The sequence below is a fragment of the Paenibacillus sp. RS8 genome, assembly GCF_041956825.1.
Classification (GTDB): domain Bacteria; phylum Bacillota; class Bacilli; order Paenibacillales; family Paenibacillaceae; genus Paenibacillus_AQ.
Map to the genome: position 1 here is coordinate 5,635,483 of NZ_CP168131.1, position 24,611 is coordinate 5,660,093.

General features: G+C 40.2%; 24 protein-coding genes. 3 read left to right on the forward strand and 21 right to left on the reverse strand.

Annotated elements, in window-relative coordinates; translation table 11 throughout:
* Positions 1-148 precede the first annotated feature (148 nt).
* The 12 genes from ACDZ28_RS26555 to ACDZ28_RS26610 all read right to left on the reverse strand — a co-directional run bounded on the left by ACDZ28_RS26555 (position 149) and on the right by ACDZ28_RS26610 (position 9,271).
* Positions 149-403 (reverse strand): cold-shock protein, encoded by a 255-nt coding sequence (locus ACDZ28_RS26555; protein ID WP_042128665.1) that lies wholly within the window; start codon positions 401-403, stop codon positions 149-151.
* Positions 404-570: 167 nt separating this feature from the next.
* Positions 571-819, reverse strand: a complete 249-nt coding sequence (locus tag ACDZ28_RS26560; protein ID WP_375103229.1) for a hypothetical protein — start codon at positions 817-819, stop codon at positions 571-573.
* 396 nt (positions 820-1,215) lie between these two features.
* Positions 1,216-1,782, reverse strand: coding sequence for a GNAT family N-acetyltransferase (locus ACDZ28_RS26565; RefSeq protein WP_375103230.1), 567 nt, complete (start codon positions 1,780-1,782; stop codon positions 1,216-1,218).
* A gap of 546 nt (positions 1,783-2,328) precedes the next feature.
* On the reverse strand, positions 2,329-3,243 hold the full coding sequence (locus tag ACDZ28_RS26570) for a phosphotransferase (protein ID WP_375103231.1): 915 nt from the start codon (positions 3,241-3,243) through the stop codon (positions 2,329-2,331).
* A 223-nt stretch (positions 3,244-3,466) separates the two neighbouring features.
* Complete coding sequence (locus ACDZ28_RS26575; RefSeq protein WP_082651286.1) at positions 3,467-3,694, reverse strand: hypothetical protein; 228 nt, start codon at positions 3,692-3,694, stop codon at positions 3,467-3,469.
* A gap of 207 nt (positions 3,695-3,901) precedes the next feature.
* Complete coding sequence (locus ACDZ28_RS26580; RefSeq protein ID WP_375103232.1) at positions 3,902-4,150, reverse strand: hypothetical protein; 249 nt, start codon at positions 4,148-4,150, stop codon at positions 3,902-3,904.
* Between the two features lie 135 nt (positions 4,151-4,285).
* Complete coding sequence (locus ACDZ28_RS26585; RefSeq protein ID WP_042128676.1) at positions 4,286-4,741, reverse strand: VOC family protein; 456 nt, start codon at positions 4,739-4,741, stop codon at positions 4,286-4,288.
* A 356-nt stretch (positions 4,742-5,097) separates the two neighbouring features.
* A complete protein-coding gene (locus ACDZ28_RS26590) occupies positions 5,098-5,457 on the reverse strand; it encodes a hypothetical protein (RefSeq protein WP_375103233.1) in 360 nt (119 codons plus the stop codon).
* Between the two features lie 214 nt (positions 5,458-5,671).
* On the reverse strand, positions 5,672-6,106 hold the full coding sequence (locus ACDZ28_RS26595; RefSeq protein ID WP_375103234.1) for a DUF6678 family protein: 435 nt from the start codon (positions 6,104-6,106) through the stop codon (positions 5,672-5,674).
* A gap of 84 nt (positions 6,107-6,190) precedes the next feature.
* Positions 6,191-6,985 carry a hypothetical protein gene (locus ACDZ28_RS26600; RefSeq protein ID WP_375103235.1) on the reverse strand — a complete coding sequence of 265 codons (795 nt, stop codon included), beginning with the start codon at positions 6,983-6,985 and terminating at the stop codon, positions 6,191-6,193.
* Positions 6,986-7,156: 171 nt separating this feature from the next.
* Complete coding sequence (locus ACDZ28_RS26605) at positions 7,157-7,498, reverse strand: RidA family protein (protein ID WP_375103236.1); 342 nt, start codon at positions 7,496-7,498, stop codon at positions 7,157-7,159.
* Between the two features lie 780 nt (positions 7,499-8,278).
* Positions 8,279-9,271, reverse strand: coding sequence for a phosphotransferase enzyme family protein (locus ACDZ28_RS26610; RefSeq protein WP_375103237.1), 993 nt, complete (start codon positions 9,269-9,271; stop codon positions 8,279-8,281).
* 594 nt (positions 9,272-9,865) lie between these two features.
* Between ACDZ28_RS26610 and rsgA the strand changes: the two genes are divergently transcribed.
* Together rsgA and ACDZ28_RS26620 are read left to right on the forward strand one after the other, a co-directional pair.
* Entirely contained in the window at positions 9,866-10,939 is a 1,074-nt protein-coding gene (gene rsgA, locus ACDZ28_RS26615) for a ribosome small subunit-dependent GTPase A (RefSeq protein WP_375103238.1), read from the forward strand.
* Entirely contained in the window at positions 10,936-11,952 is a 1,017-nt protein-coding gene (locus ACDZ28_RS26620; protein ID WP_375103239.1) for a phosphotransferase family protein, read from the forward strand. Before rsgA ends, ACDZ28_RS26620 begins: the two co-directional genes overlap by 4 nt.
* 281 nt (positions 11,953-12,233) lie before the next feature.
* On the opposite strand, the gene ACDZ28_RS26625 is transcribed toward ACDZ28_RS26620, so the two are convergent.
* From ACDZ28_RS26625 to ACDZ28_RS26635, 3 genes are all read right to left on the reverse strand, one after another.
* Positions 12,234-12,683: a DUF1569 domain-containing protein gene (locus ACDZ28_RS26625; RefSeq protein WP_042128691.1), complete on the reverse strand. Its 450-nt coding sequence runs from the start codon at positions 12,681-12,683 to the stop codon at positions 12,234-12,236.
* A gap of 175 nt (positions 12,684-12,858) precedes the next feature.
* Entirely contained in the window at positions 12,859-13,314 is a 456-nt protein-coding gene (locus tag ACDZ28_RS26630; RefSeq protein ID WP_375103240.1) for a GNAT family N-acetyltransferase, read from the reverse strand.
* A 238-nt stretch (positions 13,315-13,552) separates the two neighbouring features.
* Positions 13,553-14,089 carry a hypothetical protein gene (locus tag ACDZ28_RS26635; RefSeq protein WP_375103241.1) on the reverse strand — a complete coding sequence of 179 codons (537 nt, stop codon included), beginning with the start codon at positions 14,087-14,089 and terminating at the stop codon, positions 13,553-13,555.
* A 287-nt stretch (positions 14,090-14,376) separates the two neighbouring features.
* Between ACDZ28_RS26635 and ACDZ28_RS26640 the strand changes: the two genes are divergently transcribed.
* A complete protein-coding gene (locus ACDZ28_RS26640) occupies positions 14,377-15,012 on the forward strand; it encodes a DUF3238 domain-containing protein (RefSeq protein ID WP_375103242.1) in 636 nt (211 codons plus the stop codon).
* A 928-nt stretch (positions 15,013-15,940) separates the two neighbouring features.
* On the opposite strand, the gene ACDZ28_RS26645 is transcribed toward ACDZ28_RS26640, so the two are convergent.
* The 6 genes from ACDZ28_RS26645 to ACDZ28_RS26670 form a co-directional block, all read right to left on the reverse strand.
* Entirely contained in the window at positions 15,941-16,360 is a 420-nt protein-coding gene (locus ACDZ28_RS26645; RefSeq protein WP_042128700.1) for a hypothetical protein, read from the reverse strand.
* 551 nt (positions 16,361-16,911) lie between these two features.
* Positions 16,912-17,382, reverse strand: a complete 471-nt coding sequence (locus ACDZ28_RS26650; protein ID WP_375103243.1) for a peptide-methionine (S)-S-oxide reductase — start codon at positions 17,380-17,382, stop codon at positions 16,912-16,914.
* A gap of 252 nt (positions 17,383-17,634) precedes the next feature.
* Positions 17,635-17,985, reverse strand: a complete 351-nt coding sequence (locus tag ACDZ28_RS26655) for a hypothetical protein (RefSeq protein WP_375103244.1) — start codon at positions 17,983-17,985, stop codon at positions 17,635-17,637.
* A 193-nt stretch (positions 17,986-18,178) separates the two neighbouring features.
* A complete protein-coding gene (locus tag ACDZ28_RS26660) occupies positions 18,179-18,559 on the reverse strand; it encodes an NIPSNAP family protein (protein ID WP_375103245.1) in 381 nt (126 codons plus the stop codon).
* 154 nt (positions 18,560-18,713) lie between these two features.
* A complete protein-coding gene (locus ACDZ28_RS26665) occupies positions 18,714-19,043 on the reverse strand; it encodes an HIT domain-containing protein (protein ID WP_042128707.1) in 330 nt (109 codons plus the stop codon).
* A gap of 286 nt (positions 19,044-19,329) precedes the next feature.
* A complete protein-coding gene (locus ACDZ28_RS26670) occupies positions 19,330-24,591 on the reverse strand; it encodes an InlB B-repeat-containing protein (RefSeq protein WP_375103246.1) in 5,262 nt (1,753 codons plus the stop codon).
* Between the last annotated feature and the right edge of the window lie 20 nt (positions 24,592-24,611).

The following is a 24,611-nucleotide window of genomic DNA, read 5'->3' on the forward strand; positions in this document are numbered from 1 at the left end:
TTGAAGATAAATGCCCGTTAATTGAACAAAAGCAGCTGATCATGTTGAATGATTGGCTGCCTTATCATGTTTATTGAACTATCCTCTCCGGTTAGCTTAATTATTATTTCCGAAAGTCCATACATTCATCAAGTACGGCTCTATTTCTTCATTCCTCTATTATTTGCACATTCTTAGCTGTCCTACGCTGAGAATCAACTATATTCGGAAACTCGAATAGGTCGAATTCAACTTTTTGACCTTCTTTAAGAAACCGAAAGCCGTTCGGTGACCTAATAGGATCTGGTAGTATTTCGCTAAAGTGTACAAAAACATGGTTACCTTCCTGCCCGTCTAACATTATCCGTCCGTAACCTTCATCTTCTTTGTACCATTTGACAATACCACATCTTCTTTCCGCCATCTAAGCACCTCCTCTATAACTTTATTAAGTATGATTGAGCTTTTGGGCCCCAGCGGTAAAAACATTAAAAACTTCTGAAGTGACCACTTTTTTCATTAACATTCTCCATTAGCATAGTGCTTCGCGGTCCAATCCAAAGTGTGCTACATCGTGTTGAATGAGTTATCTCATTTGAGATTTTTCGGAAACCCATATACGAAAAGTATCATGCCGAGGAGCGCAAGGATTGGCACAAAGATATTATCGAAGAAGCTTGTAATATGAGTTTTAGGTAGGGCATTGAACATGTTTGCTTCATACAACGCTGCAATTTCATGGCTGCGAGCTATCAAAGAGCCCACTCGTTCGATCGCATAGATTACTCCAGCGGAAATTAGAAAGGCTGCACCTAGTTTTCTATAAAAATCGTTGCCCATGAAAGATTTGTCTCCTCCTCTATTTTTTGTTGAGTACTTCTCCCATCATTCTATTTTACCACATTGTTCCAATTTTTTAGGTATCAAAATATCATTACTTAACCTAATGCTAATGATGTAACGCAAAATCGCCACAAATTGTAAGTATTCTGCCGGCTAATTGAACAATAAAAAACGGTTGCCAAAGCAACCGCTATTCTACTAACGTTCTCCGTTAGTTCAATGCACTACCTTCAGAAAATAACTTCTGTTTGAATGTTCAACTGCTTCACCGGTTTTAAATATTTTTTGGTCTTACATTCCTTGCAGTTATGTTATATAAATATGCAATGCATGCAATATGCTTAATAAGATGGCCTGATTAACTAGGTTCATCATTGTATCCTAATACCTTTCTTAATTCAAATTTTGCTCACGAACCACTGCCAGCATAACAGTGTCATGAAATTCCTTACCAAATAAATATTTTTTAAGTACTCCTTCCTCAGTAAATCCCACCTTTTTCAATACTTTTAATGAAGGTATATTTTCCGACATAACCATTGCCTGCATTCTATGCAATCTTAAATCGTCGAATCCAAAACGGGTTACTTCCTTCACAGCTTCCGTTGCAAATCCCATTCCCCAATATTCTGGAGAGAAATAGTAGGATATCTCAGCCATTGATTTTTTTACAAACCCACCTAGATCAATTCTTCCTATTACCTTATTTTCTCTTTTAAGCTCCACACACCATGTAAATACTGTTTTTGTTTTAAGAAGCCTACCATTTACATTGTTCAACCAATTTGATATATCCGGTTCTTTGTTGAAAAGGCTAACTCCTCCGCCTAAGAACTGCTGTACCTGTGGATCGTGGATAATTCTTAAATAAGTTTCTATATCATCGCTGCAGAATGCACGTAATATTAATCTGTCGGTTTTAAGATGCGGGATTGTTTCAAAATAATCGTTAAATTTCATTCTCATTCTCCTTTTTAAATTTTAACTTATCTTATTGGCCTATCTGCCTAATGTATCATTTCATCATACTAAATGCTAACGATACAACTACTAGATCGCTATCGTAAACTGCACACTTTTATCAGCTTTATTCTTAGAACACAAAAAGACCCCTCTGCTTCATTAGCAGAAGGGTCAACGGCTTTAAAGTATTCCCCTGATAACTGAGTTTTATTTTTAACTTCTTTATCTACTATATGCATATTTAGCGTTTTATTAAACACCTATGCCCTCTGAATTACCCAATTTTTCGCCGCCACTTATGGTAAGGTTTACTGCAATTAATCTTCAGCTATCCTGCCCGTTAGTTAAACAAATAAAAAACGGTTGCCAAAGCAACCGCTATTCTACTAACGTGTCTCGTTAGCGCAACGACTTACTCTGTAGAATTTCGTGTTCCTCAACATAAAGCGGCATCAGAGAAGGTGGATCGTACCTTATCGCGGCCTTTAAACGACAAAATGGTGCCGATAGCCATAGCCCCATAGCCGCAACGAAATAATGAGCCTAATCCGACAGTGCCCGCATGATGTTGGATTTCGCCTCTGCCGCAATGGCTTCATTCCCGTCATCGACCGCTTGCATTAAGATCAGTATGGGGATGTATACCGCGATCAGCCGCGCCAGCAGCTTCGTTTCCTCATCCGCTCCTCCGTACGTTTCGAAAAACACGCCACGAGCGTAAGGTGGTAAAAAGCTATAAGCAACGCTCAAATCGCAAGCCGGATGGCCTACGCTCAGATCGCCCCAATCAATGATGCCGGAAACGATCCCGTTCTCATTCACAAGCATATTTTTGAAATGAAGATCGCCATGTAGCAGTGCATTCACCGCCTCGACACGGTCCTTTTGCAGCCTGCTAATATACGCTTCGATCACACCGGACTCCTCCGGCGACAAGTGTTCAACCACCTTCGATAGAAAGCCCTCCAATTTCACTTTGCGCGATGCTATGTCCGTCAAGTTTCGATGATCTTGCTGAACTCCGCACTTCAGCGCCGCCTGCACCGGAAACTCATGCAATCTCCGCAAAAATTTCGCCAGCGTCTCTGCCGATAAAGCCCGGCGTTCTTCCGTCAAACCGATTGGGAAATCTCCTGGCACGTAGGCATAGCCAAGAAATGGTGCCGGGTATTCGTCACTTACTTCGCCATAAAACAACGGTTTCGGATAGGGGATGGTCATATATGCCTTCAGCTTCGGCAGCAGCTTCCCTTCCATACGAATTGAGCCAACTGCAATCGTTCTTCTTGGAAACCGGAACACGTACTCGTCACCGATGAGAAAAACCGTATTGTCCCAGCCCCAGCCCAATCGCTTCACTTGCTTCGATGACAGCTGAGGGAATTGTCTGCCGATCAGCGTCCGCGCCTGCTCTTCGTTAACCTCCCACTCCGCATCCCATACATTCGTTGCTCCCATGAATTGTCTGCCTCCTCGTTCCTTACGTTATTTAGATGTTTACATTCCCTGGAAGTTACGCATAACTGCCCGTTAGTTGAACAAAGGGCTACCTCTCATTATTGAACTATAGTGTCCCGTTAGGTTAACCGCTTTTTGCTTACTATTGGGAACAACCCTAGATTTTATTTGAACAAGATTGAGGTATCACGAGAATCAAAAAAAGTACAAACGGACGTTGATGCTAACTAAATATTAGGACTCCAAATATAATAGTCAGTACCACAATAACTGTCAATGAGGCTACTTTTGCATAACGAATTGCCCCCTCAGATACTTCAGGTTCTTCTTTATACATCCATCGTTTCCCCCATAATAAACTATCCTCAGGACAAAAATAAGTCCATATTAATACTCCATACATAGGAATCATAAAAATAAAAAACAAAAAAATTCCAGCTATCTTTTCCACTACATCACGCTCCCTCTACCATACCCCAATAATGGATTGGACAATTCTTATGGCCTCCAATAAGTAGGATTTCGTCTTATTTAAATATACCATATATTGGAACCGTCCTGCCCGTTCAATGAAAAAAGCAGGATACCGTAGCTCCTGCTCATCAATTTGTATTATTGAACTATCGTGTCTCGTTAGTTCAATGCTGTGAATACTGGTTTAGTAAATAATATCGTGTTGTTCCCCGTCTTTTGGATCGTTAATAACAACCCACTGTTCCTCAACTATGTTTAGTTCCTCATTGCAGAATTCCATTGCTTCTCCTAATGTTTCATAACAATAGTCAGCCTTTGCACCCTTATTTTCATGAGTTTCAAATAGAAATACATAAACGCGATGCTTAGAATCATAAATCATTACCTTATTTATGTCCCCTATTGGTTCTTTAAGAAGAGCATACATTCTCATTTTTTCACCCCATGTGTTCTATTGGCATCTTCTTACCATAACGTTATCCTGCGCAATACTCTAACAACAAGAGGAGCATTTGCCACGGCATTCTGCTCCTCTATCGTTCTCCGTGAGCTTATTGACAAACTATCGTTACTTAATCTTTCGCATTGCACCTAGAACAATATTGTATCCGTCAGGATCAAGGATATGGGCATTCTTAAATTCCCAATCGCCGTGTGCTCCCGTAAACGGTTCTATTCCGATATTGCCACCATTCACACGCACTTCTTCGACAAATTGGTCTAGTTCCTCCCAACCGATGTGCAGGAAAGTGTCCCAGCCGTAGTCAGGACCTATCCATTCTGTAGGATAATTCGGGCGCTTTGCAGAGACGACATTTGGTTTTACATCCTCGCTTGAAACAGCTTGCTGAAGTATGAAGGACACTTCATCGCGTTCCGCATGTCCCCAATCATCCACAGAACATCCGAGGCAATCACGGTAATAGAACTGCGATTTCTGCAGGTCGGAAACTAGACGAACCTGAATCGGTTTTGCCAGTATTATTCTGGACTTTTCTTTCTTTTCAATTACTTCTTCATTCACACAAATCCCTTCTTTTTTTGGTAGAATTATGTAAAATCATTCGGCATCATTTCGATATATCCTTCACGAGAAGTAAAAACAATTATGATTACGTTAATCTGCCCGTTAGTTGAACAAATAAAAAACGGCTGCCGATGCAACCGCTATTCCACTATAGTGACTCGTAAGTTTAATTCCTACCTCTTCGGGCGAACCGGGGAGTCGTCAGGCTTCGAAGCGTGAATGAAGTTCGTAACTTTTCAAATAGCATTCAAATAAAGTCTATCATTTCATATTAATACCACAATTTTTTAAATGATTTATTATGTCTTCATATGAATGATCGTCCCAAATAATAAGATAATATTTTTCCATGTTTAATTTCTGTAATGCACCGAGTCGATGATTACCGTCATGTAATCTAAAACTCCCATTCCATTTTCTGCAATCAACGGAGGCATGTCCCATCCAGATTCTAATCTACTGCAAATTTGATCAATGTTATAGTTCCACCATTTAATTTCCTCTACATATTCCAAATGTTCTTCTGGTCCAACTACTCTTTCCAGATATTTTATGTCAATTTCAATAGGTCCTAGCCAATTTCGTTTTTTCTTTTTTAAGTCTTCTGACATGACTATGTTGTCGCCTTCTCCATTTAAAAAAAGATGAACCCACATTTCAATATCATTGGCCAGAGCATATTCTTTAGCAGCGCTTAATGTAAAAGCATTCATCTGTCTTCCCCTACCTTCAGTTCAAACTTCTATTGTGCTAATGATTATGCAATAGAATCCATAAATGGAAGGTTGGTTTTAATTTAAACCGTTCTTTACTGCTCAATATTCATGCGGAGGCATCAGTCTACCACCACGCAATCCTGCCCGTTAATTGAACAAATAAAAAACGGCTGCCGAAGCAACCGCTATTCCACTGACGTGTCCCGTTAGCTTAAATGATTACCTTTGAAAAGTGAGAAGTATTTGAAATGTATCCATAAATGAAAAATGTATTGTTCTCTTCTCTATACGGAATTCTTAATTCATGTAAAATCGAAAGAAATTCTTTACTTATGTCAATTAATTCTGGAGGAAGTAGATTCCCCTTCTGCTTCTGATACCTTGGTCTAACCCGTATCCATTCTACAGAAAAAAAAGGTGAAAGTCCTTCTATCCAATCCCCTAAATACCAGTCGTCGGTTTCAAAGTTCTCTGGATAAAGTACATCATCTAGTACATACTTAGCTTGATATGGCGGGGTAAAAGGGAGTTTATTTATTACATCACTTTGTAAGTTTCCCCACTTAGTGTCATTCATAACTGAACATAATTGTTTCTGTGTAATAACTTCATGTACCCTTTTTTTAAAATCCAGTTCATAACCCACAATAAAAAACCCTCCTGAATAAACAACATAAATCCCACGCTGATCTGCCCGTGTGTCGTTATTGAGTTATCGTATCCCGTTAGTTTAACCAATTTTCGGATTCACCAAGTCTCTAACATCGAATGCCGAAAGAGACTTTAAACCAATTTTATTGAGATAAGATAAACGCAGTTCTAGATCATTAATCAATTCGCAATAATTATCTAACACTTGCTTGTCGAGACAATTTCGTAATTTCTGGAGAAACAATAGTGATTCTGAAATCGGCATTCTCAACACATCTGAAAGGGAATTCCCCATAACCAAGTGTTCCTGCTCCAACAAGCATTCGGTACAATTTGGGCACTTATCATGTCTGGAGAATAATTTTATCGCCCAAAGGTTTCCTTTACTAGTTGTTCCTGCATCACGCATATATTTCAAATCGAAAACGCATCCACGATAATAGTTTCTAAGTTCCTTTTTCTTGTGAACGTATGTTACAGGTTCCTTATCATATCCATAAAGTAAAATATCAGTAAATCGCTTATCCTGCTCAGCAAGTGGCCGTTCAAAGTTAATTCCGATCATTTTAGCCAATTCTCTGATCTTTACAACAGGTCCGCAGTTAGTACCCGCCCATAAAAGCACAGCTCCTTTTTTAAGCGAGAGTTCAGTTGCGACCATACGACTTGGATCTATATCACCAATGACAGTGCCTATGCCATTACATGTAGGGCATGTTGGAGTGCTTTCTAGTAAAGACCAAGTGCCGTCTTTCTCCTTGGCCTCCCCAATATTCGCATACAATGCCGAAAGATGTTCTAACACTCCAGTAATTGTACTAACAAGGGATCCTCTTTTGGCGTTAAACTTTTTATGGGAAAGAACAAATTCCAATTTAAAAACCCCCTTTGGCTGTTTGCTCGATACCCTTTAATCATACTAATTACTTGCTTATGTGTAAATATTCACCTTAAAACTATCCTGCCCGTTAGCTTAACAACAGAAGGAGCAGCTGCCGCATAGGCAAACTGCTCACAGGGTATTTGGACTAACGTGTCCGTTTATTCAACCTTTGTAGGCTATTCCGTCAATCATCATAAGACAATCAGAGTCAATGAACTCTGTTGTAGATGTCATCCTAGCAGGGAACTTATCCTTTTCAAAATACTCGTAAAATACCTGTTCCATTTCAGGTAAGTCCTTAATGTATTTTAGGTATACATTCACTTTAACAAGTTTATCCAGTGATACATCAAGTTGATTAAGAGTCTCTTTTAAGTGTGAGAAAGTATTGTGGATTTGTTCTGTAAAACTCTTTCCAAAACCCCGATGTAATCCGAGAAACACACAATCACCAACCGCAACAGCAGAGGAATAACTAAATGGTGTTGAAATTCGTTTTATCATATATACGAACCTCCTATGTAATAAAATCCCAATCATATTCTAGAACTTACGTTCGTAAATGTAAATATATTTTCTCACTTTCTAATCTATCCTACCCATTAGTTGAACAAAGGCAGCCAATCCATTGATCGGCTGCCTTTGTGTCGTTATTGAGCTATCTATTTCTCCGTTAGCTTAATAAAAAGCTCACTTAAATCCTCGAAATGCTATGGGAGAATCCAATGAACAGTAACGTGAATATGGTGTTGTACACACCCTGAAATACGGGCAAAGCTTCTTGATAACTTCTTCTTATTAGAATAAAAATAGTAAGTGTTTGTTTTCTTTCATCTTCTTTATAAATTTAACGATTCCTCGAATAATAATTATTGATAAAATGATAATAATGATCGGAGCAATTTCTATAATAAAAACAGGAACTAATGCTGATAATGAGACGAAAATCTCGTAAATAAAAAAATAATCAACTATTCCAACAACTAAAAAAGACATTACAATCAATTGAAACTTCTGATAATAATAACTAAGCTTATAATAGGCTCTTCTTAAGTAATCAAAAGCTTTCATAACTTCACCTCAATGCATTTTTTTACAATATGATACGATTATGTTTAAAAATGGTTTCGAGTGTTTGTGTAATTTTGTATACCAATTAATCTGCGAACTCCACAATTAATTCCATGCTCGTAGTTATTCGCAAAGCGTTTGAACTATTCTACCCGTTAGTTGAGAAACAGCAGCCCATCAACTCGGCTGCCGTTTATTCACGTTTATGCTCTATTAAGTTATAAAATTCAAAATATCATCGGGTTCAACCAGTAAAATATTGTTTTCCATATTATATCGGGCACGCTTTAAGAACTCCCTAGACCAATCATCGAGTGCTTCAATATTCCCGTTTCGATAGAGAGCTGAATAAAGGATTGCTTGTCTCAAATTTATAAATTGTGGTAAGTCTCTTAACAATCTTATATCAATCGTATTTTCCTTTTCGTAACCTTCCAAGAACGAAGTTAGATACCTTTTCACAAAAGTTGGAACATCTTCATCAGGTCTAGGCACTGCAATACCATAGAATAAATTAACAGAAATATCTTGCGTGAACCATCCGTATTGACATTCATCAAAGTCAAATACAGTGATGCCTCCATTTGGTTGAACTGTATAGTTACCAAAACAAAAATCACCATGAATAAGCCCGAAATTTTCACTATCACGTGATAATTTATGGATACTCTGCATCAAGGATTCAAAATGAGCGATTACAAGGCTCTGGGAAGAAGGAATATAAGTTATGAATTCTTGAAGATAACTATTTTCGTGCCAGTCGTATCGTGTTATCTCGGCTGTACTAGGAACATATTTTTTAGCTAGTGCGTGCATTCTCCCTGCAATTTCTCCCAATTTATTAAACTCTTCATTTTGAGATATTTCATCACTCCATGAGGCACCAAGCCCTTTTTGGAATGCTACAACAAAAAAACCATCTATCTTTTCAATTAACTCGCCGTTACTTGATTTCACTGGAGTGGATACTGGAACACCGTTTTTCGCAAGATATTGTATCCATTCTAATTCACCATGTATAAGCTCCAGCGTCCTGTGAGATTCATGTATTATCCGAATGATGAGATTACGTGCTTTGTTTTTACTTCCATAGGTAAAGTTTTGATTCTTCCCCAATAAAATTAACTCTTCAGGCATGAACCCATACCTTTTTGCTGCTTCAACTACAATCTTATCCGTAAAAAAGGCTTCAATTGTTGGATTCATATTACACCTCATTATTTTTAATTCAAAGTGTTATCTCCATTCTAGTTAATTCTCTATTAGAAGATACACAATAGGTTCTATTTCTAAATAACTCCTATGTAACCTGCCCGTTAGTTCAATGATTAATTACTAGTATTCAATGAGTTTCTTGTCAATTCCTGCAATTTCGCTGATCTTTGATATACCCTCCCATAGATTATTGACTTAACATCAGTAGGTACTTTCTTTCGTACTCCACTACGATTTGGAGAAAAGTAAGAATTGATTTTTTTCCCAAAATAGGTTATTTTATAGAAAGCTTAGCGATAAGCAAGTTCCTGACACGAAGGGAGATGTGTTTTAGTGGCAACTACTTATATGGTGGTTTGGTCTTAAAACTTAATAGTTGGCATACACGAAAAAAGCGGGGAAACGTCCCTATTATTTGGTATGCCATCCAAAGTAACCTTTCGTGAATATTGCTGTTTGCAGGATACGATGAAGGTCGTGTCTTTTTTGCGTCCTGATGCCGCGTGACAGCAGCTTCTTTAGAGGCTGCTTGTCCGTGGCATTTTTGCGTCCAAAAAACAACATTAAAGGAGCTAACAAAAAACTATGATGAATTTGAAAACCTATGGCTACACAGAAATAGAAGCAATCCCCGAGGGATTATTGCCCGGCAGGGTGATGGAGCTTCGACGCGAGCGCTTCACGGTCATGACCGAGCGCGGCGAAGTAACGGCGGTGCTCAAAGGAGCATTCTATCACAGCGTGGAAACACACGTGGATTTTCCGTGCGTCGGTGATTTCGTCTTGCTGCACTTCAACGAGAGCGGAGATTCTCTCATCGTTACAGTACTGCCCCGCCATTCCAAGTTCTCACGTGCAGATTACTCAGGGCATGCCGTAGGCTATGCCAAAACCATACGGGAACAGGTAGTCGCAACTAATTTTGACTATGTATTTATCCTTACTTCTCTGAATTGGGATTTCAACATTACACGCATCATGCGGTACCTGACACAAGCTAGACAGAGCGGCGGTCAGCCGGTCATCATTCTAACCAAGTCTGATCTCGTTGAAGATTATAATCTCACGCTCGCAGAAGTCACACAAAGCATCTCTGATGTTCCTGTTCACGCGATCTGCAGCCATAACGGCCAGGGGCTGAACGAGCTCGATCCCTACTTGATGCCTGGTAAAACAGTCGTCTTTCTCGGCATGTCCGGCGTCGGTAAATCGTCTCTGCTCAATGCATTGATAGAACAGGAAGTAATGAAAGTTCAGGCGATTCGGGAGGTTGACAGCCGGGGGCGGCATACGACAACGCACCGTCAGCTGTTCATGCTCCCCTCCGGTACGATGGTCATCGACACGCCGGGAATGCGTGAGCTCGGGCTTTTTGATGCCGGCGAAGGCATACGCGCAAGCTTTACCGATGTGGAGGATTGGTTCCCGCAATGCCGGTTTGCAGATTGCCGCCATCAGAGCGAACCGGGCTGTGCCGTTCTCGCCGCTCTTGCCGACGGTTCGTTGCCGCGTGAACGGTGGGAGCATTATGTTGCCCAGCAGCATGAGCAAAAGTATGTCCAGGATAAAACAAGCTACCTCATCGACAAGAGGGCTCGAAATAAAACGATAGCTATGTCAAGCAAGCAAACGAAGAAAAATGGAGGATGGAAGAAATGAATATTAAATTTGAAACGCTGATCTATACCTTAAGCCGACAGTTCAAGAAGGATATAATCTCGGCTGATTGCCAATCCATGCCATTACAGGGCGGAACTGTGGGAAATGTGCACCTGGTAAATGGGATCGCCCAAACCGCGGATGGTGAAAAAACGCCGTATAGTATCGTGCTGAAAATCCAGAAGAAATGGGAACGTTACAACGATCCGGATTCCTGGCGCCGGGAATATGATCTCTATATGTCTGACTTGGGAACGACGTTCTCTGATACCTTCCGCTGGCCAACATGTTACCATGCGGAGATGAATGACGAAGAAAATGAATTCCAGCTGTGGCTGGAATATATCGATGGCGTAACCGGTTTAGACTTAACCGGTGACATGTATGAACAGGCCGCGCTAGAGTTAGGACGCTATCAAGGCAAGCTGTATGTGGAGAAGCCCGCTGTGCTGCAGAACCTGACCAACCTGAGCCATGTGGATTTCATGAAAAATACGTATCTGCATTACCGGTCGTGGCCAGTCGTCTACGATTATATACGCTCGGAGGACTGTGATTTCCCGCACCACATACGGCAAATGCTCATCGACATCGATGAGCACACAGATGAGATACTCGCCCGCATCGAACAATTGCCCCTAGTGCTATGCCACCGGGACTTCTGGGTGACCAACCTGATCTATGCCGACGGGAAAATCGCGCTTATCGACTGGGATACATGCGGCTGGGGCTACCTGGGTGAGGATCTCGCAAGCCTGATTGCGGATGAAGCAGATATCGATCACATGGTCGAATACTACCAGCGATGTGTCCCTGCCTATTACAAAGGCTTTTCGGAGTATGTGGATGCATGCCCTGTCGCCGATCATTGCGTCTATGAGTTGATCCTTCTCGTATTCGGGTACAGGTTTGTGGAGTGGTTTCTCCACACAGTGGTCGATGACGAGAAAACTAAGTGTCTTCATACGCTCCAAAAAATCTATGAATTGAAGACCAGCCCTGTACAGGGTTGACTCTAAAGAAACTCCGAAACCCCTTGAATATAATGGGTTTTCGGAGTTTCTTTCATTACCCCCATTCGGTGAATCGACAGTGAGAAGAAAGTCTTAGACTGTCGCTATTTCACTTAACTAATGTGTTCTGTTAGCGAAAAAGTTATTATTAACAGTCTTTTTTATAGGACTAAAAAGATTCTAGTTTAATGAATAGATGTTTCGAGAAACTCTTCCTTCAAATACGATGGAATAGTGTCTAGGTGGGAAAACTGAACAATTATTATTCATTTCAAAAAATACTAAGCACCAAATTGTCTTAAATGATGGTCTAGATGTTTATAAATCCCTTTACCCCATTGCTCAGGAGTAAACTTTCCGAAAAAAGGATGAGGATGGGATGAACATTTCTCTGGACCGTTACTTTGGAAAGTTAAAATCTTTTGTTTCAGTTCTTCTTTTTCTGTCATAAAGTCTCTTTCATCTAAAATAAGTATGGTCGGAATTGTTGACATATTATGTGGTACCGGCTTGTCGTTATAAAAAATAGAATTCACAAACCTTCCTATTAGCCTTCCTAGCCAATATCTAGGGGGAAAGGAATTTCCTAATGCGATGTCTTGAAATGCTGAGCAGTGAGCCAACATTTGAGCAACATTCATTGTTCCCCATTGTGGTTTTGAATTTGGACTCAAATTCTCGATACGATTCAGAATTTCCGCTGTATGCAATTCATTATATATATTTTTCATGGGCACGCTCCATAAATTTAATCCTTCATAATCTAGATTCTTCTAGCTTGTCTATTATATTCATGAATGCATCCGCATAACTCGACAACAAGCTGTCAATCTAATATTTACCATTTTCCATCATACACAATAAGAAAGGACCAAAGAATGGTCCTTTTGAAATACTATCCATCTGTCACTCGGTTATATTTTTAATAACTGCCATTTCCTTACCGAACCTATCACCATTATCAATAAATCCCAAACTCGAGTATAAATTATGTGCTCCCAGATTTTCAGGATGATAACCAACAACAATTTTTTTTGAATTCGGTAATTTAACCATCTCTGAGATCATTAACTTAGTTGCAGCTTTACCTATACCCTTGCCTTGGAATTTCTTATCCACCATTATTCTATAAACCCAATAACCATCAAGTTCTTCTTGAACAGAATTGTACATTAAAAAACCAACCACTATCTCTTTAAAATAAATAGCGTATGGCTTTAAAGTAGGCTCAAACTTTGACTGAGCTATTGATATGGCATTGGGTTCCATGTATTCTTTTTGTTCTGTTGATACCTCTAATTTACAACAGTCGTACCAGTTTTCTGCATTTAATTCTATGATTTTCACATTTTCTTCAATCATAATTTTCCCCTTTCAAAATTCGGGGAAACACTAAACAACTTTGTTAATTAGTTGTTATCCCCTTGAAGTCATTAATAATATAAATTCTTTTATCTTTCATAATGAACGCCTCCTCTAACAACTATTTCCAAAAATTATATCAATGAATTTTAGACTTTTTAATTATACCATTTTCCCTATTAAATTCCTTCTTAAAATAATTTGTGTTTTCTTCAACTATCGTATCCCGTTAGTTCAATCAATTCCTACTTTCCTCTTCAAACTCCTTAATTAACTCTTGAGACCTGTTCATTGCTTCTTGCCTATCATTCGCTGGTGCTGTAATCATATGTCCGTTTGATGGGGACCACTGGTCATTATCATCCATAACTTTAATTGTAAATTCAGAAAATTTATCATCAGTATATACCCAACCGTAAGTGAAAATATTAGGCTCTATTCTACCTTTATCATCTATGATTCGAAAACCGGAGAAAATGGTTGTGAAATTATGACCATCGTAATGCAATTTTAATTCTGTTCTATCTTTAGGAATTTGAGGAACCTTACTTCCTTCAAAATTAATAACACCTGTAAAGGTTTTTTTGCCATTTATATGATTTTGCAATTTCCCATCAAGATGTACTTTTATGCGCTCGATTATGCCTTCCGTCCCTAGTTGATAATAAACACCATTTACTGTCTCTGAGTACCGCTTAGGTGTGAAGTACCCAATAGAAAAGATACTTACGAACATTGAAATCATCATAAGTAAAATAGCGATTTTCCGCTTCATTACACACCTCCTTATCTCCCCAGTATCTTCCTTTAATAAACGTAATCCGACTAACTAAGTTGCACTATCCTGCTCTTTAGCTTAATGCCGTTCCCAATCTAGTTCTATATAAACGACTAAGAGCGTTGAGTGCTTTGCTTAAAAAATAAATTTTCTCGGTTGTATTCTAACCCTTTAAAACTCTTATTTTAGTGAAGGCATGAATAGAAGGTTTGATTAGGGGTACTCAAATCTTCTCATTTTACCCCCTTGCCTAATAATTTATTTTAGAAAAGGAGTTTATTAATATGGCAGTTAACTTTAACATTCGATTGGTAACATTTATCCCTCATGACAAAGTAGATTCTCCAGTACAGTATGGTTTACCCGCCTACGTTGTATCATTTAAAGGAGATAATCGAGGTTTTGACAAGAATACTGCAAACACCGAAAACTTTCGTACCTCACAGCAGATAAATGTACAATTTACGAATACTGGTGGAAGCTGGACCTCCTTTAAGAATATCGGAACAACTACTGCATATCACTTTAATAATACGACTTTAACCACAACGACTCACACTGCAAAAGCTTCTGATGCAGATTTGACTGTCACGCGAACCGATGCAAGCTTGAGAGGTAGTAGTAGCGATTACATGAAGTTTGTTTGCTCATGTAGTGTAGGCAATCCCTTCATTCCAAATCCAGATGTCTTTAACGGTAACATTGATTATGAATTTACTCTCTACGTTTATAAAAATGGCATCATCTCAATTCAGGGAAGCCACGATGGTTTCCCAGCTTACGAAGTGTATACTGAGGCCAATTCAGGCGGTTACCAAAATATCTATCTTTTCGATCCCCGTGATCACGGAAAAAATCAGCTCTCCTTGTTGCCGCCAATGGATGTTACTGGTGTATACAACTCTCGACAAATCTTATAATAAAAAAAGGCCCTACATCTTGTACAAAATCATTAAGTTAAGATACAGGCCCTAAAACTAAAGAAAAGCGTAGGTTATCAAAAAGATAGCCTGCGCTTTTCTTTGCACGTAACAATAAATAGAGCTTGACAAGAAGGTAGAAATGTATTCCGAAGCCCCTAAAAAATGAGGAGGCTACACCAATGAATGAGTATGCGAATACTTTAAAAGAAACTCTAATATCACTAATGCGAGAAATGTCACCCACACCAGCACCTATGTCAAAAAGCACAATAAAGATTTTACATGAACGAAGATGTTGCTCTTTGAGACGGTTAGGCAGTTTCTTATCTCCATGGGAGGTAACAGCATATATAATGAACTCTTGGATTCACAGGGTTACGATGTAAACACTGCAACGACTTCTGCTTTTATCCAGCAGAGAAATAAAATTCTCCCGTCTGCTGTAGAGTCCTTGTTCCACGAATTTACAGTGTCTTATACGAATATCAAGCATGACTGAGGTGATCGATTACTCGCTATTGAGGGTTCTGATCTAAATATTGCTACCGACTTTGTGGATACGGACACTTATTTTCAATGTCGCCTAAACTCAAAAAGTATAAACTTTTACATTTGATTGCAGTATATGACTTATGCAACAGAATCTATGTAGATACCCTTGTTCAGCAACGACGGTTATGCAACGAGGGAAGAACGCTGTCCATGATGATTGATTGTTCCACGCTCAAAGGGAAAATCATGGGTTCACATGAAGATTTTTTTAAGCGAATATTCTATTTGCTTGTTTACTGTGCTCTTTTATGTATGTGCTCCCCGAAAAGAGCAAACGCCACTGGGCTTCTCCCCGTGCCGTTCTGAATTCATGTTTAATTTAAGTCTTGTCTTTGAGTTATCTTAATGATATTGACATCTTGTAGGGCCATTTTTATATTAATGAGTTTGCAGATTTTTTTTTGAAGAACAGAAGATTATAAATAAAACCTAGAATAAACGCTGATGGCATGAAGAAGCACAACAACAACTGTCCTTCAGGGGACCATACATGTCCGGCAGTGAATAGTAAAGGGAATATAAGACCTACAATAACGGAAATAAAGGCAGTAAGAAGCCATCTAAATATATTATTTAATGATGTTTCATTGATTACATAAGCGCCTAAAAATATCGCAGGCACCATAATGAGTAAATACAAGCTAAAAAAAGAAATAACAAGTCCTCTATATTCACTTTCATGGATGGTTTGATTGAAAAAAACTTGACTTCCTTTCTGATAAAGCCAAGCCCCCACGCCATAGGCAAGAATGATGCCAATTCCTGCAAGTATATACTTTATTATTTTGATCAAGTGCTTCACCTCAATTAAAGTTTATAGATATTACATAAGACGAAAAATTTGTGAAAAGTTTCTGTTTTCTTAATTTTAGTCTGCTTCAGGAACGAAGTAGCCGTCTTACCCTGAGGCGTATTCAAGCCATGTTTAAGAAAGCCAGCCGACACAAACTCTCCGTGGCGGTTTTCTTATGGTCAGAAATCAACAATAAGATTTAACATGGCCTTATACAAATAGATAGTAATAAGACCGGTCAACTGAGTCTGATCGGTCTTATTACGTATTTAATAATCTATGTTTGGCAGCTTATGCCACATTAATTTTACACAGTAGCACATCATTAATAACGAGTGCATATTTACAAATAGCCATCTGTGGTGTTTTCCCAACCCCAATATAAATATCATCATAGTAGATACTCCAAAAGAGCCCAGCACCAGAACCGCAAGGAACTAGCCGAGTCTTATCTGCTTTGAACTAAGCTGCCCGTTAGTTGAACAAATAAAAAAACGCTGCCGAAGCAATCGCTATTCCACTAACGTGTCTCGTTAGCTTAATATTCTCCCTTACTTATACCTACTTAATATTTCTTCTGGAATATGACAATAATCATTTGGACATTGAGCTAATCTATCTTGATGTTCTTCTGCACTTCTCACATAGTTTGTGAGAGGTAATACTTCAACAACTATAAGGTCATAATCATTTCTCTCACTAAGAAACGCCTTCGCCTCTTTTAAGTGTTCAAGCTTTTCACTATATACTCCTGTTCTGTATTTCTCGCCAACGTCCTGTCCTTGTTTATTCAAACTGTATGGATCAATGATTTCAAATAAATACCCCATTAATTCCCTGATCGTTACAACTGTCGGATCAAATCCTGTTTTTACAGATTCGGCGTACCCATCATAATCACCCTCAAGTGTATGACTTGTTCCATTAGCTCTTCCTGCTTCTGTAAACTTAACTCCAGGTAAAGTTTTTATAAAAGCTTGTACTCCCCATAAACATCCACCTGCAAAATATACTACTTCCATATTGACTCTCCTCTTCGTTTAAAAAACAAAAAATTCATTCCAACTAAATAGGAAGAAAAAACTGTAGTTACTAAGTCTACTACACATTAAAATAATGACAAATTTTCTTATTCCACATTAGTACCGATTGATGAACACAAATTAAACAACACTTTTTACTAACCTGCCCGTTAGTTGAACAAATAAAAAACGGCTGCCGAAGCAACCGCTATTCCACTAACGTTTCCCGTTAGCGTAACGTCATTTCTCCATCTACAACGGATTTTCACAACTCCACTCGCATACCAGTCTTCCGAAATTATCTAGATACTTAGCCAGATAGTTCTCGAGATTTTTGATTCCTATAATATTAATTTCATGAATCGATTCGACAAGTTCGTCGTCTGTAACATCCCATTCATTTTCTAGATACGTTGTGGGTACCTCATATTTTCTTAAGTAAAACCTAGCCGATTCAGGTTCTAACTTATTTAAGTATTTCTGTTCATTAATAACCTGTACTTTTACGAAAGCTCGATTCATTTCAGTGTTAGCTTCAAGTTCACAAGCAAGGCCAACCCCAGTCATTAAATTGTTAATTTGGCGTGTATCGAAGATCTGCACCTTTCACTTCCTCCTTTTCCTAATTAACTCTTCAACGTATGTTATGGGATATAATCCCAACTCATTTTAGATCATATTGGTAGTATTCTACCCGTTAACATAACAAGAAGCAGCCGGTCCTAAAGGCAATCTACTTCTGCCTGTATTGAGCTATCGTTCCCCGTTAGTTGAACGATGGTTGGTAATTAATTCATTATGTAAGAATAGTTTTTTCTCGAGGAACTGTCGTTTCTATAAATTCCTCTTTTATATTGTCCTTCATAAATATCTTTATCTTCTCACGCCCGATTTTATCGAACCAAGCCTGCACTCGCTTTACGTGTTCTTCATCACTTTTCACTTGCGATTCAATCTTCTCATAATCTTCGTAACTGTCATATTCCCAAATAGCAAATACCTCCAACACACCGTCTATTTCCTCAGTTGACCATCTGCCAACTAATCTTGAACCATATTTTAACTGTGCAGGTAAGAGTGTTTGATTAAAATGTTCATTAAAATCAAGTAATATCTGAGGGTCAATTTTGTATGTCTTTCTACGATAAATCACGCATCCATCATCTCCAAAAATCAAGTATTATTACGCTACTATTATAATAGTAGCAATCCATAAATTCCATCTTTTTCCGTTATTCTGCCCGTTAGCGTAACGAAAGGCTGTCTAGCGACAGCCCCTCTCAGTGTTGAACTATAGTGTCCCGTTAGTTTAGCGAGCAAGACAAATACGATTAGCGTAATGGTTCGCCGAAGATTACATGAAAATGAAGATGTTTTGAGTCTTGGTACTTCCCCAAATTAGTCGACACCCTGCAAGCTCCATACTCAGACTGCACTTGCGATGCAACCTTTTTAACAACGTCCATCAACTCAATTAAGAGCTCATTGTCGCTTTGTTCCAGTGTCAGAAGAGATGAGATATGCTTCTTTGGAATCGTAACAATGTGAACGGGATAAAAAGGGCGAGTGTGATGATATGCAAGAACGTTATCAGTTTCAAATACTTTTTGTACAGAAGTACGACCACTTAATACCTCATCGCAATAAAAATCCTCAGTCAAACTTATCCCTCCACGTCTTGTTTTTCTTATTTTAACATTCGGTATATTTTGTCAGTATCCTGCCCGTTAGCGTAATGGGACGTTACCAGTCTAATTCTTTATTTTCTTAGTCTATAACTTTATTTTCCGAGTCTAACACTTTATTTTTCAGTCTAATACTTTATTTTCTTTTGACAATAACATCTATAGTGCGAATTCAAAAGGCACCCTAAACAGGTGCCCTTCAATAATCCTTATCACTGTTTCATTTCGATCTGCTTGTACAAATGACCGAAACTCGCCAAAACTATAGTCCGATCTGACCGCCCGGAAATCCAAACCTTGCGTTATAGCTCGCGTCGTGTGCCGGCATGGTTGCTCCTTCTGGCGTCTCCAACGACGGCGTATCATTTTCCAACGGGTCCCAAGTTATTAGTACAAAGCCTGGGGGATAAAAGTCTGAAGGTGTTACATCAGCAGGCGGTACGATCGTCGCCCCATACTTGACTTGAGCTGTCGAATAGTTAGTACTCGTCACTGAATCAATGAATGATAACGTGTAGCTGTTACGTGTGTAATATAGCTTAAGGGTGAGCTTTCCGTCAGAGGTTACCGTACCCGAGGTAACGTTGTTAGGATTGCTGCTGTCATAGGTAAAGCCGGTATAATCCTTCGGAGTTGCCGTAGCTGTTGATCCAATTCCACCGCTGCCGGCAACGGCTTCCACTTCTGTGTAGCCGTCATCGTCCAGATTCTGCTGATAATACAATACCTGATAGCCCGTGGCCTGCCAAACGGCCGTGAAGGTCAGATCGTTACCGGGCATTGTACTTGGAACGGACTGTGACCAACCTTCAAACGTATAGCCTGGCTTTGTCACCGTAGGCGGAATTATCGGCGACCCATATGCAAGCTGTGATACCGTGCCGCCCATGCCTCCATTGGCATCGAATGTCAGGTTAAACAAATAAGGAACGAAGTACAACTTGATACGAAGATCCAGGGTTGGGTCTACGTAAATCGATAAAGGCGAAGGTACCGTGGTTGTGAGTTTCGAGTAGGGTGACATCCATCTCGCATCCATTGTCCCTATATCTCTACTATCGAATCCTAAAAATGCAGTTCCATACTTGGTTTTTGCCTCCATTAGCTGGAAATTAGAACCTGTGGTATCGCCAAGATAATACTCCACTGTAATAGGCACATGTGAATCTAAGCTATATTTCCCTTTATAAGTCGTGTCGATAGCCGGCATCGTAGGCGCAACAACATTGGCTGACGCAGGAACGTTCTCGCTCAGATTCGTGTCGCGCCAAGAAGTAAACACATAGCCCGGCATGTTCACGATAGGTGCGGTAATAGGGGCACCAAACTTAAGCGAAGATGTGATTAGCGTTCTGCCATGGCCTGGATCAAAGGTCAGTTTGTACACATTGCGAGCGTAATAATACTTTACGACAGTGCTCCCGTCGCCTTTAACCGCAGTGAACTGTTCGGCCGGTGTAGCAAAACCTGCATAGGCAGGGGGCCGCGCGGTTGCAGGCCAATCTGTTGTGCCCTTATAGGTGAATTCGCCGCTAAGCGTGTAGGAATCATTGGAGACATTTTGCAAGTAAACTTCCACCTTATAAGGGGTGTCCGTCTTCGGAGTCCATCTTGCAACCCACATGCTGTCGTAAGACGGCATTCTACCCGGTAGGACAGTTGGCCCAGCATCGGAATCATTCTTATACCAATTATCGAATTTATATCCTTTTCTTGTAGGAACGGGCTCTACCGGAATCGGATCATTGTACTTCCCGCTAATTGTCTTTAATAGCGTCAGCTTCCCATCATTCGTTTCATGCGAGTACAAGTAGAGACTATAACTATCCTTGAGATCGTCCCAGTGTAATGGAATCGTACGCGCAATCGGAGCAGAACCGAAAGTTAAAGGTGCCCTTCTCCAAGTGATCGTCATGGTGGCATCCATGCCAGTCGGATCGTAATTATAGTTCTGTAAGAGCACTTGGTTGGTCTTAGCATCGTATATGAAATTTTTGTTGGATATGCTTACCGTGAAATCCTTGGATCTGTCATAAGATTGTTCCGTAACCTCGCCTGTCTGCAGATCCATCGTGCTCATATCAAAGATGCTATACGGTAAAATGGCCGATTTTGTTGACTGACCGTGCAGATTAACTCTAGGCGCATCACCCTGTGAATAGGCAAAATCAAGAATGTTCTGCCGGGAACCTACCGTATAGAGTGGCCATTCATCCTCATACAGGGTTGGCTCGTACGAGAAGGTACCCTTAAACAGCTGTGCCTTGAATTTGACTTCCGTGTACACGCCGAATTCCAGATCTATGGCTCCGGCATAATGGGAGGTCTTGCCCTGAGAAGATAGATAGGTCAGCTGGTAATAGAAGTAGCCCCACAACTTCGCGTAAGCGCCAACGTCCGCTTGCACACCTACGCTATTCGCCTCAGTAGAGAATAGACCTACTGCCAACTCCAGCCGAAGACCTGCCCGTAAGCCCAAAGTACCCATGATGTAGAATGTAAATTGATACTTCTCATCTAGCATACTTACGGTCTTGTTCGTCGCTTCTCTAGCAAAAAGTTTCACATTAAATATATATCTCTTCCCATTCTCATAACTGAACGTACTACCGATAGAGAGATTCGTATTTGCGCTTACAACAAAATCCCCTTTAAACTCTACTTGAATGACACCCATCAAAAGACGCATTTTGATATCAACAAGATTTACATCAAAGAGGTCAACCCAGTCCGTCTCGTTACTCAGCATATTCTGATATAGGGCCGGCAATGAGCTGTCTAATGAATCTACGCCACTGAGAGTTTCATCCAAAGCATCCTTTGCGTCCATAAGAGCTTTTATTTGTTTGGCGATGTTCTGTACTTTGCTTTTATCATTCCAATTCCATTCTTCATCCTTCTCAAATGTGCCGATTTCAGCGTCGAAATTAATCGCTGTATAGGTATAGGCATCTACGGTTGGGGAAACCTCGTATTCTCTCAAATAAGGGATGAACCCCAGAAATAGTCCCCAATCAGTATTGGCATCGGCAGAAAGCGAAACTCGTACTTCTTGCTCGAAGGTGCCGGTCAAATGAATCACAATGTTGCGCTGGCCGCCTGCATCAACTACAATATCGCAACTCACTTGAAGAGAAGCGCTTAAACCGGACATATCAGCAAAATGTTGCAGTTCTGTACCTATATCGGCTTTAACACTCACATTTTCTACTTGCACTCTATTTCCGTTCAACCGCATAACATTGTGATCGGAGACAGATGAGCCATTGGCATACGTAATAGAGTAATTTTTCATATCGAATTCGCTATCTAGTTCTTTGAAGCTATCCGTATCGATTGCCAAAGCTGCTAAATACTGCGTAGCTTTATTCACAAATCCGCTTTCCAGAGCTTGCTCCTCGATTTGAGCTTCCATAGCCGCTACATCGGTGTTCTGCAGCAACTGATTTCCTTCTATATTTTGCTGTGTATAGTAATCCATCGAAGCCGTTATTTGCTCTAGCGTTACATCTGTATAAGTAATGACTTCGTTAGTTCCCGAAGAACTGACTCCGGTAATTTGAGCATAGCCGGCAAGCTGGGACGAAGCATCACCGAATACACCTGTGTAGAAGGCGATGAAGTCACCTGCTTGTACAACGGTGCTTGCAGTAAGACCCATTTGTGCATATTTGCTGTCGCTATAGTTCATCGTATTCTCGCTTACCGTGATGGAGTGATTGCTTAAATCCCCATCCATATCTGCTGTATCGCTGACCGGCAAGACGTCTGGCGTAAAGAGAACTTTTTTGGCGTCTGCCGTTTCGTATGTGTATGTGCTGCCGTCGATCGCCCGAATCGTTACATAATCCACTTCACCGTCATCGTCGACGCTTGTTGCCAGATTACGCTGATTCGGTGCAACTCCGTTATAAATAGCAACGGTATTGCCGACTTGTATATTCTGATTCCCATTATATTGGAATGTACCCTCTGTAGCGTTACCCACCGATTGAACGGCTCCGTCATCGCCGGTATTCAAGTCTATAACAGGAATCGCACCAGGGGTAACAGCCTTACCATTCTGGGTCATATTCGTGACTTCCGAAGAAGGAATATAAATCAAGTCAGGATTCAGAGTCACATGCTGAACTTCTTGTTTAGCAATGGTAAATACGTATGTTCTAGTGGATTTATCTTGGCCTGTAAAAGAAAGATTGGCGTTATTCAGCTTGAGCTGATAGGTGCCGCCTTCTTCAAATGCACCACCATTTGCACCTACTGTAAATTCGCCATTGGAGCCCTTTACTCGAATACCCACATGAGTTGCAAAATCTGGATGGGTTAGCGCTTCAAAGGTCATTTCAGCTTTAACTCTATCTGCTGTCATGCTTCCTGTACCATCGATTACTTCAATCGTAAAGCTTTTGTCCTGATCCAACATGGTTACACTAGGAATAGTTTGAGTTTCGAATGGTTCTTCATATCTTGCGTATAACGTCATATTTCTGTTGACGATAGCATCTGTATATACTGGCTCCGACAAAGCGCTATCTTTATACCAGCCAACGAAAATAGAGCCTGACTTCATTGGATCCGGAAGATTATTCAGCGTCGCTCCTTGCTTGAGAGAAAGGCTGTTAATGGCCGAACCACCGTTTGTTTCAAAAGTAATAATATATGGACCTGCGTTCGTGTCGCCTGGGTTAGCGCCATTACCGCTGCCAGAGTCGGGAGTTGATGTTGATGTTGATGTTGATGTTGATGTTGATGTTGTTGATGTTGATGTTGTTGATGTTGGTGTTGATGTTGGTGTTGGAACTACTCGATTCTGGGTAGTCCATGTCTTCACAACTTCGTTGTTTCGCATGAAGAAAACAGCTGCTTCCGCGCGAGATGCATTTGACTTTGGATTGGAATTACCGCTTGCATCTCCATGAAGCAAGCCTGCCCGCCAAAGCTTTACGACCGCATCCACCGCCCAAGGCGAAATATCGGCTGTGTCGTTAGGTTTAGAGGTCAGGCTGGCGTTCGTCTGATAAGGTATTTTATAGCTTTCAAAATACCTCAAAGTCAGCGTTGCCATCTGTTCCCTTGATATAGCAGCGTTCGGCGAAAAATTATGGTCACCTGTACCGCTTGTAATGCCTTTTTCAATTGCCCATTGCACATAAGGTGCATACCAAGTGCCTGCTTGTACATCTGAGAAGGAGGAAATTGAATATTGGCTGATGTCCACTCCTGCCATTCGCCCAAGTGCAGTTACATACATGGCACGAGTCATTGTGCCTTTGGGCGAGAAGCTGTCATTATCCGTACCGCCGAATATTCCGTTTTGTTTCACATACGTCACAGCATTATAGAACCAGTCCGTCGTTTTAACATCTTGAAATGAATTTATCGGAGCACTCGATGAGTTTAGAGATCCTTGCTCTTGTACTGCTGCAGGTGCGTCAGTACTCCGTTCAGCGGCCGCGAACCCTGGTGATACTAAGGATACGAGCATACAAATCAAAAGCGATAAATTGATAATACGTTTATACAAGCGTGTTTCCCCTCCCGCAA

Coding starts and splice junctions, on each gene's coding strand:
- ACDZ28_RS26555 (WP_042128665.1), bottom strand. CDS start 403: ATGGCGGAAAGAAGATGTGGTATTGTCAAATGGTACAAAGAAGATGAA.
- ACDZ28_RS26560 (WP_375103229.1), bottom strand. CDS start 819: ATGGGCAACGATTTTTATAGAAAACTAGGTGCAGCCTTTCTAATTTCC.
- ACDZ28_RS26565 (WP_375103230.1), bottom strand. CDS start 1,782: ATGAAATTTAACGATTATTTTGAAACAATCCCGCATCTTAAAACCGAC.
- ACDZ28_RS26570 (WP_375103231.1), bottom strand. CDS start 3,243: ATGGGAGCAACGAATGTATGGGATGCGGAGTGGGAGGTTAACGAAGAG.
- ACDZ28_RS26580 (WP_375103232.1), bottom strand. CDS start 4,150: ATGAGAATGTATGCTCTTCTTAAAGAACCAATAGGGGACATAAATAAG.
- ACDZ28_RS26590 (WP_375103233.1), bottom strand. CDS start 5,457: ATGAATGCTTTTACATTAAGCGCTGCTAAAGAATATGCTCTGGCCAAT.
- ACDZ28_RS26605 (WP_375103236.1), bottom strand. CDS start 7,498: ATGATAAAACGAATTTCAACACCATTTAGTTATTCCTCTGCTGTTGCG.
- ACDZ28_RS26610 (WP_375103237.1), bottom strand. CDS start 9,271: ATGAATCCAACAATTGAAGCCTTTTTTACGGATAAGATTGTAGTTGAA.
- rsgA (WP_375103238.1), top strand. CDS start 9,866: ATGATGAATTTGAAAACCTATGGCTACACAGAAATAGAAGCAATCCCC.
- ACDZ28_RS26620 (WP_375103239.1), top strand. CDS start 10,936: ATGAATATTAAATTTGAAACGCTGATCTATACCTTAAGCCGACAGTTC.
- ACDZ28_RS26625 (WP_042128691.1), bottom strand. CDS start 12,683: ATGAAAAATATATATAATGAATTGCATACAGCGGAAATTCTGAATCGT.
- ACDZ28_RS26630 (WP_375103240.1), bottom strand. CDS start 13,314: ATGATTGAAGAAAATGTGAAAATCATAGAATTAAATGCAGAAAACTGG.
- ACDZ28_RS26635 (WP_375103241.1), bottom strand. CDS start 14,089: ATGAAGCGGAAAATCGCTATTTTACTTATGATGATTTCAATGTTCGTA.
- ACDZ28_RS26640 (WP_375103242.1), top strand. CDS start 14,377: ATGGCAGTTAACTTTAACATTCGATTGGTAACATTTATCCCTCATGAC.
- ACDZ28_RS26650 (WP_375103243.1), bottom strand. CDS start 17,382: ATGGAAGTAGTATATTTTGCAGGTGGATGTTTATGGGGAGTACAAGCT.